The sequence below is a fragment of the Halorarius halobius genome (assembly GCF_024298865.1).
GTDB lineage: Archaea > Halobacteriota > Halobacteria > Halobacteriales > Haloarculaceae > Halorarius > Halorarius halobius.
The window spans coordinates 966,679-983,238 of the sequence record NZ_CP101161.1 but is presented as its reverse complement, the minus strand read 5'-3'; the positions used below and the strand labels follow the sequence as shown (position 1 = coordinate 983,238).

At 70.4% G+C, this 16,560-nt stretch carries 14 protein-coding genes and 1 tRNA gene; 6 read left to right on the top strand and 9 right to left on the bottom strand.

Annotated features, from left to right (window positions below; translation table 11 throughout):
• Positions 1 to 13 precede the first annotated feature (13 nt).
• Complete coding sequence (locus NL112_RS05280; protein WP_255151583.1) at positions 14 to 1,426, bottom strand: MATE family efflux transporter; 1,413 nt, start codon at positions 1,424 to 1,426, stop codon at positions 14 to 16.
• Positions 1,427 to 1,493: 67 nt separating this feature from the next.
• The gene (gene leuS / locus NL112_RS05275; RefSeq protein ID WP_255151582.1) at positions 1,494 to 4,130 is read right to left on the bottom strand and encodes a leucine--tRNA ligase; all 2,637 of its coding nucleotides are present in this window, start codon (positions 4,128 to 4,130) and stop codon (positions 1,494 to 1,496) included.
• Between the two features lie 124 nt (positions 4,131 to 4,254).
• On the opposite strand from leuS, the gene NL112_RS05270 reads away from it, so the two are divergent.
• Complete coding sequence (locus NL112_RS05270) at positions 4,255 to 4,503, top strand: DUF7535 family protein (protein ID WP_255151581.1); 249 nt, start codon at positions 4,255 to 4,257, stop codon at positions 4,501 to 4,503.
• Here the strand turns inward: NL112_RS05270 and NL112_RS05265 are convergent.
• Both NL112_RS05265 and NL112_RS05260 read right to left on the bottom strand, forming a co-directional pair.
• Entirely contained in the window at positions 4,500 to 5,807 is a 1,308-nt protein-coding gene (locus tag NL112_RS05265; RefSeq protein ID WP_255151580.1) for a DUF7282 domain-containing protein, read from the bottom strand. The two genes, NL112_RS05270 and NL112_RS05265, sit on opposite strands and share 4 nt — an antisense overlap.
• 75 nt (positions 5,808 to 5,882) lie before the next feature.
• Positions 5,883 to 6,887: an ornithine cyclodeaminase family protein gene (locus tag NL112_RS05260; protein ID WP_255151579.1), complete on the bottom strand. Its 1,005-nt coding sequence runs from the start codon at positions 6,885 to 6,887 to the stop codon at positions 5,883 to 5,885.
• Between the two features lie 113 nt (positions 6,888 to 7,000).
• Here NL112_RS05260 and NL112_RS05255 point away from each other — a divergent pair, with 113 nt between their 5' ends.
• Genes NL112_RS05255 through NL112_RS05245 form a run of 3 tightly spaced genes read left to right on the top strand, consistent with a single transcriptional unit; the run spans position 7,001 to position 9,254 of the window.
• Positions 7,001 to 7,816 (top strand): DUF7537 family lipoprotein, encoded by an 816-nt coding sequence (locus tag NL112_RS05255; protein WP_255151578.1) that lies wholly within the window; start codon positions 7,001 to 7,003, stop codon positions 7,814 to 7,816.
• A gap of 39 nt (positions 7,817 to 7,855) precedes the next feature.
• The gene (locus NL112_RS05250) at positions 7,856 to 8,674 is read left to right on the top strand and encodes a hypothetical protein (protein ID WP_255151577.1); all 819 of its coding nucleotides are present in this window, start codon (positions 7,856 to 7,858) and stop codon (positions 8,672 to 8,674) included.
• A gap of 55 nt (positions 8,675 to 8,729) precedes the next feature.
• On the top strand, positions 8,730 to 9,254 hold the full coding sequence (locus NL112_RS05245) for a GNAT family N-acetyltransferase (protein ID WP_255151576.1): 525 nt from the start codon (positions 8,730 to 8,732) through the stop codon (positions 9,252 to 9,254).
• Between the two features lie 70 nt (positions 9,255 to 9,324).
• Here NL112_RS05245 and thsB read toward each other — a convergent pair whose 3' ends face one another.
• From thsB to NL112_RS05220, 5 genes are all read right to left on the bottom strand, one after another.
• Complete coding sequence (gene thsB, locus NL112_RS05240) at positions 9,325 to 11,007, bottom strand: thermosome subunit beta (protein ID WP_350356150.1); 1,683 nt, start codon at positions 11,005 to 11,007, stop codon at positions 9,325 to 9,327.
• A gap of 206 nt (positions 11,008 to 11,213) precedes the next feature.
• Positions 11,214 to 11,732, bottom strand: coding sequence for a helix-turn-helix domain-containing protein (locus NL112_RS05235; RefSeq protein WP_255151575.1), 519 nt, complete (start codon positions 11,730 to 11,732; stop codon positions 11,214 to 11,216).
• A gap of 251 nt (positions 11,733 to 11,983) precedes the next feature.
• Positions 11,984 to 12,064 (bottom strand) — tRNA-Ser (locus NL112_RS05230).
• 52 nt (positions 12,065 to 12,116) lie between these two features.
• Positions 12,117 to 12,302 carry a DUF7981 family protein gene (locus tag NL112_RS05225; protein WP_255151574.1) on the bottom strand — a complete coding sequence of 62 codons (186 nt, stop codon included), beginning with the start codon at positions 12,300 to 12,302 and terminating at the stop codon, positions 12,117 to 12,119.
• Positions 12,302 to 12,682 carry a Rid family detoxifying hydrolase gene (locus NL112_RS05220; protein WP_255151573.1) on the bottom strand — a complete coding sequence of 127 codons (381 nt, stop codon included), beginning with the start codon at positions 12,680 to 12,682 and terminating at the stop codon, positions 12,302 to 12,304. The genes NL112_RS05225 and NL112_RS05220 overlap by 1 nt, the downstream gene beginning before the upstream one ends.
• A gap of 30 nt (positions 12,683 to 12,712) precedes the next feature.
• On the opposite strand from NL112_RS05220, the gene NL112_RS05215 reads away from it, so the two are divergent.
• The gene (locus NL112_RS05215) at positions 12,713 to 13,567 is read left to right on the top strand and encodes a hypothetical protein (protein WP_255151572.1); all 855 of its coding nucleotides are present in this window, start codon (positions 12,713 to 12,715) and stop codon (positions 13,565 to 13,567) included.
• Positions 13,568 to 13,642: 75 nt separating this feature from the next.
• Positions 13,643 to 16,522, top strand: a complete 2,880-nt coding sequence (locus NL112_RS05210) for a bacterio-opsin activator domain-containing protein (RefSeq protein WP_255151571.1) — start codon at positions 13,643 to 13,645, stop codon at positions 16,520 to 16,522.
• The last annotated feature ends 38 nt before the right edge of the window (positions 16,523 to 16,560 follow it).

Genomic DNA, 16,560 nt, shown 5'->3' with positions numbered 1-16,560 from the left:
CCGCGGCCGCCCGTCAGTCGGCGGCCGCCGCCTCCACCGCCCGCGAGAGCATCCCGTCGTCGACGGAGTGGTAGTAGTACGCCGCGAGGCCGACCGCGACGACGACGTTCGATATCGTGACCGCCCAGAACACCGCGTGGACGCCGACGCCCAGGAGCAGGACGCCCCCGAGCGCGATGGGCAGTCGAACGGCGTAGAACTGGAGCAGGGTGGCGGCGAACGACACCCGGGTCCGGCGGGCGCCGTTGAACCCCGCCTCAAGCAGGTAGGCGGCGCCGATGGCCGGGTAGCCGTACGCGAGGACGGTGAGGTAGTCGACGGTGAGTTCCGCCGCCGCACCCGTCAACTCGGGCGCGATGACCGCGACGATGGTTCCGGGGACGAGCCACTGGAGCGCGCCGAGCACCGTCAGCGCCCCGACCGCAAGGCCCGTCGCGGTCCACGTCGCCCGGTTCGCCCGCGCGGGGTTGCCCGCGCCGAGGTTCTGCCCGACGACGCTCTGGACGGCCTGCTGGAAACTGATGGCGGGCGTGAACGCCACCGTCGCGACCCGGGCACCGACGTAGTAGGCGGCGATGCCGGCGCCGCCGCCGGCGACGAACACCACGACGACGACGGCGAAGCGGGCGACCTGTCGCGCGAGTTGCTGGCCCGCGGTCGGGAGCCCGACCGTCAGGAGTTCGCGCGCGTCGGCGAGCGAGACGACGGCCGCCGCCCGCGAGAACAGGCCCCCGCGACGCGCGAGCGCGATGCCCGCGCCGAGCGCCAGCCCCGCGGTCCAGCCGGTGACCGTCGCCAGCGCCGCGCCCTGCACCTCCAGCCGCGGGAACGGGCCGATGCCGAAGATGAGGAACGGGTCGAGCGCGAGGTTCACGACCACCGTGATGACGTTCATGTACAGCGACGCCGTCGAGTCGCCGTGGGCGATGTAGACGTTCTCGATGACGTCCGACACCGCCGCGAGGCTCATCCCCAGGAGCAACACCCGGAGGTAGGTGGTGGCGGTGTCCCGGAGGTCGACGCCGCCGCTCGTCGACGGGTCGAGGCTCGCCAGCAGTTCGACCGCGGGGCCGGCCGCCACGTAGCCGGCCGCGCCGCAGACGACGGCGACGCCGCCCGCCACGAGGACGCCGTTGAACGCCGCGCGGCGCGCCCCCCGACCGTTCTCGCTACCGATGCGCTGTGAGACGACCACCTGCGTCCCCACCATCGGCGCGAAGAACACGAGCGCGACCACCACCGACCAGACGGGCATCGCCAGCCCCACCCCGGCGACGGCGTCGGCGCTCAGCCGCCCCAGCCAGAACAGGTCGACCACCTGCTCGGCGACCCGGACGAACCCCTGGGCGACCAGCGGCACCGCCAGCAGGAGCATCGACCGGACGAGGCCGCCCTCGGTTATCTCCCCGGTGGAGACGTCGAGCATCTACGCCCGTTTCTCCCACGTCCTACATTAATTTTCGCAGTCTTCTATCCGGGCGAAAGCCCCCGGCTCACTCGTGGATGTCGATGGCCGGGCGGCCGGGTTCGGCCTTCCGGACGACGCTCTCGTCGGCCTCGTCGGGCGACAGCACCCGCACCTCGGCGTCGAACTCCCGCTCCAGTAACCACGCGGCGCGGTCGAGCGCCGCCCGCTCCTGGTCCGGCGGCAGGGTCAGCGACAGCGCCTCGCGCTCGGCCTGCAGGTCCTGCCCGTAGTCGGCGGCGTCGTCGCCCTGCTCGCGGATTTCGGGCTCCTGCATTATCTCGGAGATGAGGTTGTCCGCGTCCGACTCGACGGCCACCTCCAGCGCCCGGTACTTCCAGTCGGGCGTGACGACGATGTCGATGGTCTCGGGGTTCTCGATGCCGGCGACGCTGGTGATGTCGCGGACGTCTTCCTGGGTGTTCTCGACGAGCCGTCGGCGCTTCTCGGCCGTCTCGCGGTCCACCTCGGCGTCGGGCCAGGCGGCGTCGACGACGAACCCCTCGCCGTCGAGTTCCTCCCACAGTTCCTCGCAGACGTGGGGCGCGACCGGCGCGAGCAGTTTCACGACCGTCTCCAGTCCGCGCTCGAACGTCTCGGCGTGGGGTTCGTCGGCGTACTCGCGGTACTGCCGGAGCGTCTTCGCCAGCCCCTGGGCCTCCCGGAGCGCGACGTTGAACGTCAGCGACTCGTACTCCTCGCGGGCGACGGCGGCCGCGGCGGCCGTCTCGTCGCGGACGTACGCGGCGACGCTGTCGTCGTCGCCGTCGGCCGTCGCGGGGTCGAACGCCGCCACCAGGTCGTACAGCCGGTCCAGAAACGCCCGCGTCGAGCGGACTCCCTGGTCGGACCAGTCGAAGTCGCGTTCCGGCTGGGCGGCCTCCATCATGAACAGCCGCGCGGTGTCGGCGCCGTACTCCTCGACGATGGCCTGTGGCGAGACGACGTTCCCCTTCGATTTGGACATGGCTTCGCCGTCTAACTGGACCATCCCCTGTGCGAGCAGGTTCTCGAACGGCTCGCGGTGCTCCAGCATCTCCAGGTCGGCGATGGCCTTCGTGACGAACCGCGAGTACAGCAGATGCATCACGGCGTGCTCGATGCCGCCGACGTACTGGTCGACGGGCATCCAGTCGTTGGCCCGGTCGACGTCGAACGGCGCGTCGGTGTCGTCGGGCGAGACGTACCGCAGGAAGTACCACGACGAGTCCATGAACGTGTCCATCGTGTCCGTCTCGCGGGTGGCCGGCCCGCCGCAGTCGGGGCAGGTCGTCTCCTGCCACTCCTCTGCGGCCTCCAGCGGGTTGCCCGTCGTGTTGATGAACTCCGGCAGTTCGACGGGCAGTTCGTCGTCGGGTACCGTCACGGCGCCGCAGTCCGGGCAGTTGACGACCGGAATCGGGGTCCCCCAGTAGCGCTGGCGCGAGATGAGCCAGTCGCGCAGGCGGTACTGGACGTGGTGTTCGGCGGAGGGGATATCGGCCTCCAACTGCTCGCGGGCCGCCTCGCTGGCGAGTCCGGAGTAGTCGCCGCTGTTCACCAGGACGCCGTCCTCGGTGAACGCACCCTCGCTCACGTCCGGCACCTCGTCCTCGCTCGGCGCGACGACGGGGTCGATGTCGACGCCCATCTTCTCCGCGAAGACGTGGTCGCGGTCGTCGTGGCCGGGCACGCCCATCAGCGCGCCCGTCCCCACGTCCGACAGCACGAAGTCGGCGACGAACACCGGCACCTCCTCGCCCGTCGCGGGGTTCGTGGCCGTCAGGGCCGTCTCGACGCCGTTCGGCTCGTCGCCGTCCGGGTCGGCTTCGTGGTCGATGAACTCGCGGACGGCGTCGTCTTCCTCGGCCAACTGTTCGGCGATGGGGTGGTCCGGCGCGAGCGCGAAGAACGTCGCGCCGAAGATGGTGTCCAGCCGGGTGGTGAACGCCTCCACCGGACCGTGGCCCGACACGTCGAACTCGACGCGGGCGCCGTGCTGGCGGCCGATCCAGTTGCGTTGCATCTGCCGCACCGAGTCGGGCCACCCCTCCAGACGGTCGATGTCGTCGACCAACTCGTCGGCGTACTCGGTTATCTTCAGGAACCACTGCTCCAGTTCCCGCTGTTCGACGGGCGTGTCACAGCGCCAGCAGAGTTCGGCGTCGCCTTCGACCTGTTCGTCCGCCAGCACCGTCTCGCAGGAGGGACACCAGTTGATGTCCGCCGCCTTGCGCTCGACCAGACCTTCCTCGCGGAACTGGGCGAACAGCCACTGGTTCCAGCGGTAGTACTCGGGGACGCAGGTGGCTATCTCGCGGTCCCAGTCGTAGCCGAACCCCATCGCCTCCATCTGGCCTTTCATCGTGTCGATGCAGTCGAACGTCCAGTCGGCGGGGTTCGAGTCGCGTTCCTTGGCGGCGTTCTCGGCAGGGAGGCCGAAGGCGTCCCACCCCATCGGGTGGAGCACCTCGTCGCCGCGCATCCGGCGATAGCGGGCGTACGCGTCGGTGATGGTGTAGTTGCGGACGTGGCCCATGTGCAACTGTCCCGACGGGTACGGGTACATCCCGAGCACGTACGTCGGGTCCTCGGCGTCGTCGGGCGTCCGGTACACGGAGGCGTCGTCCCACGCCTCCTGCCAGCGTCGTTCGACCGTCGCGTGGTCGTAACCGTCGTCGCTCATGGAGAGATGAATTACCCGAAGCGAGTAGCGACGCGGCCCTTAAGCTTTCCATCGGACAGTCGGACTGGCGGGTCGCGACCGTGCGTGCGCCACGGCTAAGAGCGTGGCGCGCCTACGTTGGGGCATGAGCGAGGAAGAGACCAGCGACGGCCCCGCGACCAGATTCGTCGACAGCGTGACGCCCCGGTACGTCGGACGTCCGGATAGCGAGATGCACGCCATCGGCCTGCTTCTCGGAGCCATCATCTTCGTCCTGCTCATCCCCATCCTGCCGTTCCTGCTGGTGCTGTGGGCGGTCAACCGCCTCGTCAACGCACGCAAGGGGACGGACCTCGACCCGAACTTCACCGAGGAGCGCGAGCGACCGACTTAGCGGCGCGCGAGCAGGGCGACGGCCGCCAGCGCGGCGAGCACCGCGAGGACGCCGAACCCGGGCTGACCGGTCGGCGTCTCCCCGTCGGCCGGCCCCTGTCGGTCCTCGTCGGTCGGCGACGCCGTCACGGTGACGCTCACCGTCCCCTGTGGTGTGGGCGAATCGGTCGGCGTGACGGTCGCGTTACCCGCGCCGTCGTCGGTTTCTGTGGCGTCGTCAGCGTCGTCGGGAGTCGGTGACGCGGTGGGGGTGTCTTCGCCGTCCTCCGGCGTCGGCGTCGGCGAGAGCGTCGGCGTCTCGCCGTCCGCGTCGTCAGGGGTGGGCGACGGGGTGGGTGTGTCGCCGTCCGGCGTGGGGGTCGCGGTGTCGGTGGCCGTCCGGTCGGTCGGCGTCGACTCGCTCGCGCTCGAATCGTAGGTGAGCCGTGCGGCGTCGCTGGCCATCACGTTGCCGTCGTCCGTGAGATACGGGTCGTCGACGTCGCCGCCGGTGTCGTCGAAGCGGAACCGCCGGTCACCGTTCGTGTCGGTGTAGACCTGCGCGTACAGCGTCGCGTCAGCGTCGATGCCGGGGGAAAGCGGGACGACGACGTTCGAGTGGTTCCCCGGCGGGAGATACGTCGAGGCGCCGCGGACCTCGTTGGGGGTCTCGCCGGTCCGGTTCTGGACGACGACGAATCCGCCCTCCGAGAGGCTGACCGACTCGACCGTCACCGTCTCGCCGGCGGTCGTCTCGTTGTCGAACCGGACGGCGGCGTCGTTGTACTCGTAGCCGACCGTCCCGGTCGCGGTGTCGGCGGCGCCCTGGGAGTTGACGGTGACCTCGACCGCCGCGTCGCCGGCGTTCTGTGGGTTCTGGACCGGCGTGAGCACGACGACTACCTCGTCGCCGGCCTGCAGGGTGAGGTTCCCCTTCGTGGCGATGCGGACGGCGGTCCCGTCCTTCTTGGCGCTGACGGTGCTGACGTTGGCCGCGACGTCGATGCGGGTGCCGGGGTCGTCGCCGCCGCGGTCGATGCCGATGCGGCCCATCGACCCCGCGCCGACGTTGCTCACGTCCGCCTCGGGCGCGCCGGCGGTGTAGTCGACGAGGACGTCGTTGAACACCGCACCCGCGCTCTCGGCGTCGGCACCGACGGTGAACACGACGGTGTGGGTCGCCCGCGCGTCGTTGGGGTCGGTCGGCGTCGCGTCCACCGCGACGGTCGTCGAGGCGGTCGTCCCTCCGACTGCGGCCGCACCGGACAGCGTCGCCAGGACGACGAGCGCGCTCAGCGCCGTCGCTCGGAGTGTCGTTCGGGTCATGGTAGATGCCGGAATGGCTCGTTTGCAGGAACCGACGAGACGCTGAAATGCCTTGTGGCCCCCCGGGACGGGTCGCTATCGCAGTTCCGTGTCGACCAACTCGAACGGGTAGCCGTTCCCCTTCTCGTCGGCGTGCTCGTACACGACGTGGGCGGTGGCGACGTCCTGAATCGCGAGGCCGGTCGAGTCGAACACGGTGACGCCCTCCGGTCCGTCGCGTTCGCCACGGCCGGCGACGGCGTCGGTCACTATCTGGCCGAGTTCGGCGTAGATGTCGCCGTCGTCCAGCAGGCCCTCGCCGTAGGGGACGTTTATCTCGCCGGAGTGGGTGCACTGCTCGTAGTCGTCGATGACGATGGTGGCGTCCGCGAGCAACTCGTCGGCGAGTTCGTGCTTGCCGGGGGCGTCGGCGCCCATCGCGTTGACGTGGGTGTGTTCGCCCACCGCGTCGGCCGAGACGATGGGCTCCTCGACGGGGGTGACCGTCGAGAGCACGTCACACGAGGCGGCCTCCGCGATTGAGCCGCCCCGCACGTCGAACCGGTCCGAGAAGCGGTCGACGAACGCGGCGACGGCCTCCTCGCGTACGTCCGAGACGACCACCTCCTCGATTGGTCGCACCTCGGCGATGGCCTCCAGTTGCGTGTACGACTGGACGCCCGCGCCGACGATGCCCAGCGACGAGGCGTCGGGGACCGCGAGGTGGTCGGTGGCGACGGCCGCCGCCGCGCCCGTGCGCTTGCGGGTCAGCGTCGTCCCGTCGAGGATGGCCAACGGGAAGGCGTTCTCCGGGTTCGAGTACACCATCGTCCCCAGGACGGTCGGCAGGCCGAACTCCTCGGGGTTGTCGGTGTGGACGTTCACCCACTTGATACCGGCGGCGTCCCAGTCGCCGGCGTCCATGTACGCGGGCATCGACCGGAAGTCGCCGTCGTACTGCGGCAGGTCGATGTACGACTTCGCGGGCATCTGGACGTTCCCGTGCTCGTAGGCGGCAAAGGCCTCCTCGACGGCGGCGATGACCTCCGGCATCCGGGCGTTCTCGTCGACGTCGGCCCGGTTCAACAGCAGCGTCTCCATGGCCGGCAATTCTTGCGCCGCGACTTAGTACCCGCCGATTCGCCAGCCGCGTTGCTGTCACCGCGATTTCACCCTACGGTAGCCTTTCGGTGAGCCGTTCCCGGGCTGTGAACGTGTCACGACGCCTCGCGGTGCTCGCGGTGGCGCTCGCGCTCGTCGTCGCCGGCTGTACGGCGTCGGCCCCCACCGCGAGCACCGACTCGCCGACGGTGACGCCCGCCCCGGTGCCGACGCCCGACTCCGTCCCGGGGCCAGGGCTTTCGCCCGTCGGCATCGAGGACCCCGAAGCCGTCGTCGACGCCCACGCGCGGGCGCTCCGCGACCGGTCGGTGGCCGTCACCGTCGAGCGGTCGCTCTCGTACGCCAACGGCACCGACCGGACGTACACCCGCGTCGTCGAACACGCCGCCGCGAACCGCTCTCGCTACCGCATCTCGGTCACGCACCGGGGTCTGCTCGCGCCGCCCGACGGCCGCCGTGTCACCTACTTCGCGGACGGCACTCGGGTGCTGAAGGCCGTCGTGACCGACGACGCCCGCTACCGGGTCGTCCGCGGCCCCGACGACGCGCCGATTCGCCCGGCCGAAGGGCCAGTCGCACCGGTCCACGCCGCCGCGTTGACCGACATCTTCGCCCCCGTCGAGTCGACCCGGGTGGAACTCGCGGGCCGCTCGCCCGACGGCGTCGGTCGCTATCGGCTGACGGCGACCGAGGTGAACGCGTCGGTGCTGGCCCGCAATCAGCCGGTCGAGACGGTCCGGCGTGCCCACGTCGAGACCGTCGTCACGGACCGGGGGGTCGTCCGACGGGTCCGCCTCCGCTACGTCGGCACGCTCGACGGCAGGCGGGTGGTCGGCACCCAGCGCATCGTCTACGAGGACGTGGGCAACACGACGGTCCGCCGTCCCGCGTGGACGACCGTGGTGTGACGCCCGAACGGTTACCCCGCTCGCGCCCGAGGTGCGGACATGCGCGCCGCGGCCGTCGCTCTGCTGGTCGCCGTACTGCTGGTGCTGGCCGGCTGTAACGCCGTCGTGTCCGGCCCGGCGACGCCGACGGCACGGACGACGGCGGCCCCGGTGCCCGACGCCGACGCCTACCCCCCGGGGGTCGGGGCCGACGGAGTGTCCGACGCCGTGGCGCTGGCGAACGCCCACGCGGCGGCGGCCGGCGACCGGTACGTCGTCGCCTCGAACTACACCGTCAGGTACGCCAACGGGACGCTCCGTGCGTCGGTGCGCCAGCGCAGTCGCGTCGAGAGCGAGCGGTGGCGCGCTCGCGTCGCCGTCGACGGGCCGCGACCGAGCGTCGTCAGCCGCGACCCCGCGACGGCGGTGTTCTACTCGAACGGGGCGACGCTCGTCGAGCGCATCCGCCGCGAGTCGGGGACGTCGTACCTGTACGTCCCGGCCGACGAGTTCAACGGCGGCAACGGGTTCTACAACTCCCTGCGGCGGCCGAAGCCGTACCGCGACCCGTGGGCGCTCCTGTCGTCGCTCGACGTGCGGACCCAGGCGGCGAACGGGTCGGCCGTGCTCGTCGCGGACGCGCTCGCGGAGCCGTCGCTGTTCGCCGCCGTGGCGGAGGTCCAGGCGCCCCGGAACGTCTCCTACAGCGCGACGGTCGGCGCCTCGGGACTGCTCCGAACACAGCGACTCACGTACGCCGGCGAGATGTTCGGCACCTCGGTCCGGGTTTCCCGGACCATCCGCTATCGCTCGCTCGACGCGTCGGTCGAGCGACCGGACTGGTACGCGACCGCGGTGAACCGCTCGGTTCGGGGATGAGAACAGTTCACACTCCATGGCGAGACTGAAGTGTGGCCCGCCTCCCCGTTATCTCATGCCCGGTCCCGTGTTCATCGAAGGTGAGACCGTCGACCTCCACCCCATCGAGGTCGACGACGCGCCGTTCCTCGAGCGGCTGGTCAACGACCCGGCGGTGCGTGCCGGCCTCGGGTCGCACGCGTCGCACAACGAACAGGAGGAGCGCGAGTGGGTCGAGTCGCTCGGCGGCGAGGAGGTCCACCTGCTCGCCTGCGTCGACGGCGACCCGGTCGGCACGTTCGGTCTCAACGACGTCAACGAGGTCTGGGGGACGACCGAACTCGGCTACATGATCCTGCCCGACCACTGGGGGAACGGCTACGCCACCGACGCGGCCGCGCTCATCTGTGGCCACGCGTTCGACGAGCGCCGCCTGGCGAAAGTGTACGCGCACGTGTACGAGACGAATCCGGCGTCGGCCCGCGTGCTGGAGAAGGTCGGCTTCGAGCAGGAGGGTCTGCTCCGGCAACACGCGTTCGTCGACGGCGAGCGCGTCGACGTCGAGCGGTACGGCCTGCTGGCCGACGAACTGGAGCGGTAGCTACCGGACGAACAGAAGAACGGTCGTTCGCGAGCGGTGCAGGCGCGCGAGGGACGTGCGGAACGTGGAGTTACATCATGCCGCCCATGCCGCCCATGCCGCCCATACCGCCGCCCATGCCGCCCATGCCGCCACCGGGGCCGCCCTCCTCTTCTTCGCCCTCGGTGGAGAGGTCGCCGGCGGCGATGATGTCGTCGATCTTGAGCACGAGGTTCGCGGCCTCGGTCGCGGAGGAGAGCGCCTGCTCCTTCGCGTGGGCCGGTTCGACGACGCCGGCGTCGTAGGTGTCGACCGTCTCGCCGGTGAACACGTTGAGGCCGGCGTACTGGTCGCCGTCGGCGTGGGCCGACCGCAGGTCGACCAGCGTGTCGATGGCGTCCAGCCCGGAGTTCTCCGCGAGGACCCGCGGAATCAGCTCCAGCGAGTCGGCGAACGCCTCGACCGCGAGCTGTTCGCGCCCCTCGACGGAGTCGGCGTACTCGCGGAGCCGGGAGGCGAGTTCCACCTCGACGGCGCCGCCGCCCGCGAGCACGCGGCCGTCGGAGACGGTACTACCGACGACGTCGAGCGCGTCACCGACGCCGCGCTCGAGTTCGTCGACGACGTGCTCGGTGGAGCCGCGGAGCAGCAGCGTCACGCCGTGGGCGTCCCCGGTCCCCTCGACGTAGAACAGCTCGTCGGCGTCGTCGCGGCTGATGGTCGCGGTGCCGAGGTCCGCGCTCGTGACCGCCTCGAGGTCCGAGACGATGTTCGCGCCCGTGACCTCGCGCAGGAACTTGATGTCGGACTTCTTCACGCGGCGGGCCGCGAGGATGCCCTCCTTCGCGAGGAAATGCTGGGCCATGTCGTCGATGCCCTTCTGGCAGAACACGACGTCCGCGCCGGAGGCGGCGATGGCGTCGACCTTCTCGCGCAGTTCCTCCTCCTCGCTGTCGAGGAACGCCTGGAGCTGGTCGGGCGAGTCGAGCTGGAGCTCGGCGTCGACGTCTGTCTCCTCGATTTCGATGGGCTCGTCGACCAGCAGGACGTTCGCGTCCTCGAGGTCGGTGGGCATGCTGTCCTGCACGGGGTCCTTGTCGATGACCGCGCCGTGGAGGAGTTCGGACTCGCCCGCGGAGCGACCGGTCTGGGTCTCGACGTTGACGTACTCGAGGTCGACGACCGTGGAGCCGTCCTCGGCCTCGACGGTGACGGCCTCGACGGCGTCGACGATGAGCTGGCTCAGAAGCTCCTTGTTCAGCTCGGCGCCCTTGCCGGTCATCGAGGTCTCGGCGACCTTCCGGAGGAGGTCGATGTCCTCGGGGTCGACCTCGACGGCGATGTCGTCTATCTCCTCGCGGGCCTTCTCGCTGGCCTGGTGGAACCCCTTGATGATGGCCGTCGGGTGGATGTCCTGCTCGAGGAGGTCCTCGGCGTTCTTCAGGAGTTCGCCCGCGACCGCCACGGCGGTCGTGGTGCCGTCGCCGGCCTCGTCCTCCTGTGTCTCCGCGACCTCGACGATCATCGACGCGGTGGGGTTGTCGATGTCCATCTCCTGGAGGATGGTGACGCCGTCGTTCGTGACGGTCACGTCGCCCATCGAGGAGACGAGCATCTTGTCCATCCCTTTCGGGCCGAGGGTGGAACGTACCGACTCGGCGACCGCCCGCGCCGCCGAGATGTTGTGGCTCTGCGCGTCCTTGTCCTTCATCCGCTGGGAGTCCTCGCCCAGGATAATCATGGGCTGTCCCTGCATCCGCTGCTGTTTGCTCATGGTCGGTCGAATGATTGCTCACGGTTCTATATAAATCCGGCGCTGTCGGTCCGCGACGCCGTTCCATCTCCGCGTCGGGTAACGACGGATAACCGCACCACGGTGGTGGAACGAAACGGAAGTGCCCGGGCGAGTGTGCGAGTGAATGACGTGGCTGATGTCCCGCTCGAGGCGGTCTTTATATGTGATGTCGGGGTGTGGTTCGTTCAGAGTTCGTCGGTCGCCGCATAGAGGAACGCGCCGAGCGCGAGGTACTGCTGGGCCGCCTCCGTGACCATCGCGGCCGCCTCCTGGTCGTCCGCGATGCGGTACTCCTTCGAGCGGACGAGTTCGAACATCTCGAGCACGTCATCGCCGTCCATCTCGTGGAGGGCGGGGTACACCGTGCCGGGGCTGAGCTGGCTGTCGAACAGCCGGCTCAGGTCCGACATCAACGCCTTCCCGTTCGTCTCGCCGGACCGCATCGCGATGAGCACCACGAGCAGTTCCTCGAGGCTTTGCTTGACGAGCTTCTCGTCGAACCGGAACGCGGCGTCGGCGAACAGCGCGTCGAGGCTGGACTCGAGCAGTTCGTCCGCTTCCTGTTCGGGATGGTCGCCGGCGGGCGTCTCCAGGTCCAGTCCCCCACCGGTGCCGTCCGATTGAATCTCGTCGAACAGTCGCGAGAGCTTCTCGTCGGTGTCCTGACGACCCTCGGACGTGCGCCCGGCGTTGATTCCGTCCATGCCCCGCCACACGTCTCCCCCTACATTAAGTAACTAGCTGTATCTTCAGCGGCTGAAAACGGCGGAGAGAACTCCGTCCCCGGCGCTCAGTAGCTGTATTCGACGACGGTCGTCCCGCCGTCGTCGAACACGTAGACGGTGTCGCCCGAGTTGTTCCAGACCGCCGCAGTTTCGCCTCGCACACGCGACGCGGTGCTCGCCGTTCGCACGAGGTTCTCGCGTCGCTCGACCCTCGCTACTCGCGTCAGAAGCGCCGGGACAGGGATTTGAACCCTGGATCCCTGAGGGAACACGCTTTCCAGGCGTGCGCCTTACCACTCGGCCATCCCGGCTACGTCCACACCTATCCCAGTCGGCCGTTAAAGCGTTTCGAGACACGGCGACTCACAGGCGGGCGTCGACGGCGTACGACAGCAGGCCGGTGACGACGCCGACGACGCCCATCACCAGCAGGACGACGAGAAAGCCGATGGCTTCGCCGGTGAGTAGCTGGTAGCCCTGGCTCAACACGCCGAACAGGAGCGCGCCGATGAGGCCCCACAGGGTCGCCGCCTTCGCCGCCGGCTCCATCACTCGACGCTGGCGATGGCCTCTATCTCGACGCCGACGCCCTTCGGGAGCGCGCCGGCCTGCACCGCCGACCGCGCCGGCGGCTCCTCGTCGAAGTACGTCGCGTACGTCTCGTTCATCTCGTCGAAGTCCTCGATGTCCGCCAGGAACACCGTCACCTTCAGCACGTCGTCCATCCCGGCGCCCGCCTCGGCGAGCACCGCCTCCAGGTTCGACAGCGCGAGGTCCGTCTGCTCGTCGATGGGTGCGTCCGCCCGGAGGTCGCCGTCGGGCGTCAGGGGTATCTGCCCCGCGGTGAACACCACGTCGCCGTTCGTCGTCGCCTGGCTGTACGCGCCGACCGCCGCCGGTGCCTCGTCGGTGCTGACGATTTCCTTCATATCCGCCCGTCCGACCGCGGGGACCAAAACTTGCCGGGACACGCCGACACGCTCACGGCGGCGCCCGCCGTCGACCCGGACGTGCGCCGCCCGCTGTTCGCGCTGGCCGCCCTCGCCGGGGCGGCCGGCTACGCCCGCCACCGCGCCCGCGGAATCCCGTTCTGCCCGCTCGTCGCCGGCTCCCGCGTCGGCGCCGACTGGCCCGAGCGCCGCGGCGTCACGGGCGACCCGGTGGCCGGCGAGATGGACGACCTCGCAACCTACGCCCGTCCCGACTTCGACCCCGGGCGCGTCGACCCGGCGGTGCGGGCGCTGTACGAACACACCGCGGACTTCGAGATGACGCTGGCGGCCGACTGGCACCGGCCGTTCCGAGCGGGCGCGGCCGTCGCCGCCCGTGCCACCTCGCGGCTCGAACAGCTGAACCTCCCCGGTCCGGGCGAGGGGACCCGCACCGTCGAGAGCCGGCTCTGCCGGCTCGACGCGCCCGACCCCCGCGACGACCCGCGGCTGTGGGTGCGGACCGACCGGGCGACCGGCGAGGCGGTGTTCGTCGCCGTCTACGCCAGCCACGTCCGCGACGGCGAACGGCTCGTCAACATCGCCGTCCCGCTTCCGGGTGCGAACCTCTCGACGGTGCTCCGGATGCGGCATCTCGATTCGGGGCTGGAGCTCACGACCGACTGCCCGACCGGCGGGCTCTACCTCGTCACGCCCGTGGGCGCGTTCGCGCTCCCCGCGAGCCAGCGGTTCCGCGTGTATCCGGGCGCACATCCGGACGCGCCCGACGCGCCCGACGGCCGGCCCGCCGACGTACTCGCGACGCAGGCGATGTGGCTGGCCGGCGCTCGATTCCTCACCGTCAGGTACGCCGCACGGCGGTGACTGTCGGCTCGTACTCGGGCCGCCCGCGGGCCGATGTCGGTGCGTTCAACCGCCCCGGGGCCGTAGCGGCGTCCCATGTCGAGTTCAGCCGCCACGTGGGACGGGACCCGCGTGCTCGTCGTCGGCGCGGCCGACTGGGTCGACCCGCTGGCCGACGCGCTGAGGACCCGGACCGCCGCGACCGTCGAGACGGTCCGGAGGTACGGGGCCGCCCGCGAGACCGTCCGCCAGCGGGCGGTCGACTGCGTCGTCACCGCCCACGACCTCGGCGAGACGACCGGCGTCGAACTGTGCCGGGCGCTCCGCGAGGCGGCGCCGGGCCTCCCGGTCGTCCTCTGTACCGCGGCGGGAAGCGAGGCGGTCGCCAGCGACGCCATCGAGGCCGGCGTCAACGACTACGTCCCCCTGTCGTCGGCCGACCCCGCGCTCGACGACCTGCTCGACCGCATCGGTCGGGCCGTCGCGGCGGCGAACCGGACGGCGACACGGCGCGACCGCGCCCGCCAGTTCGACGCCATCTTCGAGGACGCGCGGACCGCGACGTGGGTGCTCGACCCCGACGGGTCGCTCGCGCGGGCCAACCGGACCGCCGCCGACCTGGCGAGCGTCGACGCCGAGGCCGTCCGCGGCGACCCGTTCTGGACGCTCCCCTGCTGGACGGACGCCGGCGTGGGCGGGGACGTCCGCCGGGTCACGGAGCGGGCGCTCGACGGCTCGTTCAGCAGTGCCGTCGTCACCGGCCCGCCGACGACCGACGCCGACCGGGTGCTGGAACTGTCCGCCCGGCCCGTGCGCGACGCCCGCGACACCATCGTCTCTATCGTCGTCGAGGGGGTCGACATCACCGACCGCGTCTCGCTGGAACGCGAACTCCGGCGCTCCGAGGAGCTCCACCGCGTCACGCTCAACAACATGACCGACACGGTGCTCATCACCGACGACGCGGGCGAGTACACCTACGTCTGCCCCAACGTCCACTTCATCTTCGGCTACACCGCAGACGAGATACGCGAGCGCGGCACCATCGACGACCTGCTCGGCCCCGACCTGTTCGACCGCGAGGAACTGGCCGAGTCGGGCGTCCTCAAGAACATCGAGTGTACGGCCACCGACAAGGCGGGCCGCGAGCACACCCTGCTGGTCAACGTCCGCGAGGTGTCGATTCAGGGCGGCACGCTACTGTACAGCTGTCGCGACATCACGAAGCGGAAACAGCGCGAGGAGGCGCTGGCGACGCTCCAGGAGACTGCCCGCGACTTCCTCTACGCGGAGACCCGCCACGAGATAGCCCAGCACGTCGTCGAGGACACCCCCGGCGTGCTCGACCTCGACGCCAGCGCCGTCTACCTGTTCGACGAGGACGGCACCGACCTCCGCCCGGTCGCCACCGCTCCTGAGATGGAGCGGCTCCACGGCCCGCTCCCGACGGTCGACGCCGACGGCGGGAGCCTCCCCGGCTACAGTTTCATCGAGGACGAGTCGCTGTTCCTCGACGACGTCCACGACGCCGACCGCCTCGCGAACCCCGCGACCGACGTGCGAAGCGCCGCCTACATCCCGCTTGGCGACCACGGGGTCTTCGTCGCCGGGTCGGCCGACGTCGGCCGGTTCGACCCCGTGACGCGGGAGCTTGCCGACCTGCTCGCCGCGACGGCCGAGGCCGCGCTCGACCGGGTCGTCCGCGAGAGCCGCCTCCGCGAACAGGACCGCGAACTCCAGGCACAGAACGCACAGCTATCCGCGCTGAACCGGGTCAACGAGATAATTCGCGAGATAGACCAGGCGCTGGTGCGCGCCGAGACGCGCGAGGAGATAGACCGCGCGGTCTGTGAACGGCTGACCGCCAGCGACCGGTTCGCGTTCGCGTGGATCGGCGTGGTCGACGCCGCCGGCGAGACGGTCGAACCCCGGGCGTGGGCGGGCAACGAACAGGGGTATCTGGACAGCCTCACCGTCGAGATGGGCGGTGCGGAGCCGGCCGGCCGGACGGCCGCGACCGGCGAGGTGACGGAGGTGACGAACGTCGCGGACGCGCTCCGCGAGGCGTCGTGGCGGAAACACGCGCTCTCGCGGGACTACCTCTCGGCGCTCAGCGTTCCCATCGCGTACGACGAACTCACCTACGGCGTCCTGACCGTCTACGCCGACGTGCAGGACGCGTTCGACGACACCTCCCAGTCGGTGCTCGCGGAACTGGGTGAGACCGTCGCCTCCGCGACGAGCGCCATCGAGCGGAAGAACGCGCTTCTCACCACCGCGACAACGCGACTGGAGTTCGAGGTTGCCGACCCAGCGTTCGTCCTCTCGCGGCTGGCGACCGCCGCCGACTGCACGCTCTCGTATCAGGGCGGCGTCCAGCAGACGGCCGACGGCCTCTACGTGTTCGTCACCGTCGACGGCGCCGCTGTCGAGGCCGTCGAGGCCGCCGCCCGCGAGTTGGTCGCCGTCGAGGCGGTCCAGCGCATCGGCACGGAGGACAGCGAGGGCGTGGTCCGGCTCCACCTCTCCCAGCCGTTCGTCGCTCTGGAGTTGGCCGACCACGGCGCGGTCCTGCGGAGCGCGACGGCCGACCCGGCGACGACGACGCTCGTGGTCGACATCCCCGACAGCGTCGACGTGCGCCACATCACCCAGCTTGTGACCGACGCGTTCGCGGAGACGGAGCTCCGCTCGAAGCGGACGCTCGACCGCGCGTCGACGCCCGACCTGCACGCGGAGGTGTTCGACCGTCTCACCGACCGACAGCTCGAAGTCGTCCAGACCGCCTACTACAGCGGCTTCTTCGAGTCGCCCCGCGAGAGCACCGGCGAGGAGATAGCCGACGCGCTCGACATCTCGCCGACGGCGTTCTACCAGCACGTCCGCACGGTCCAGCGCAAACTGTTCACCGTGCTGTTCGAGGAACTCGGCGCCCCCGCGTCGCTCGGCGTGCCCTCGCCCGCGGACGGCGAGTAGGGTTCAATAGTGAACAGTGGTTCCTCGGAATGGTTTAC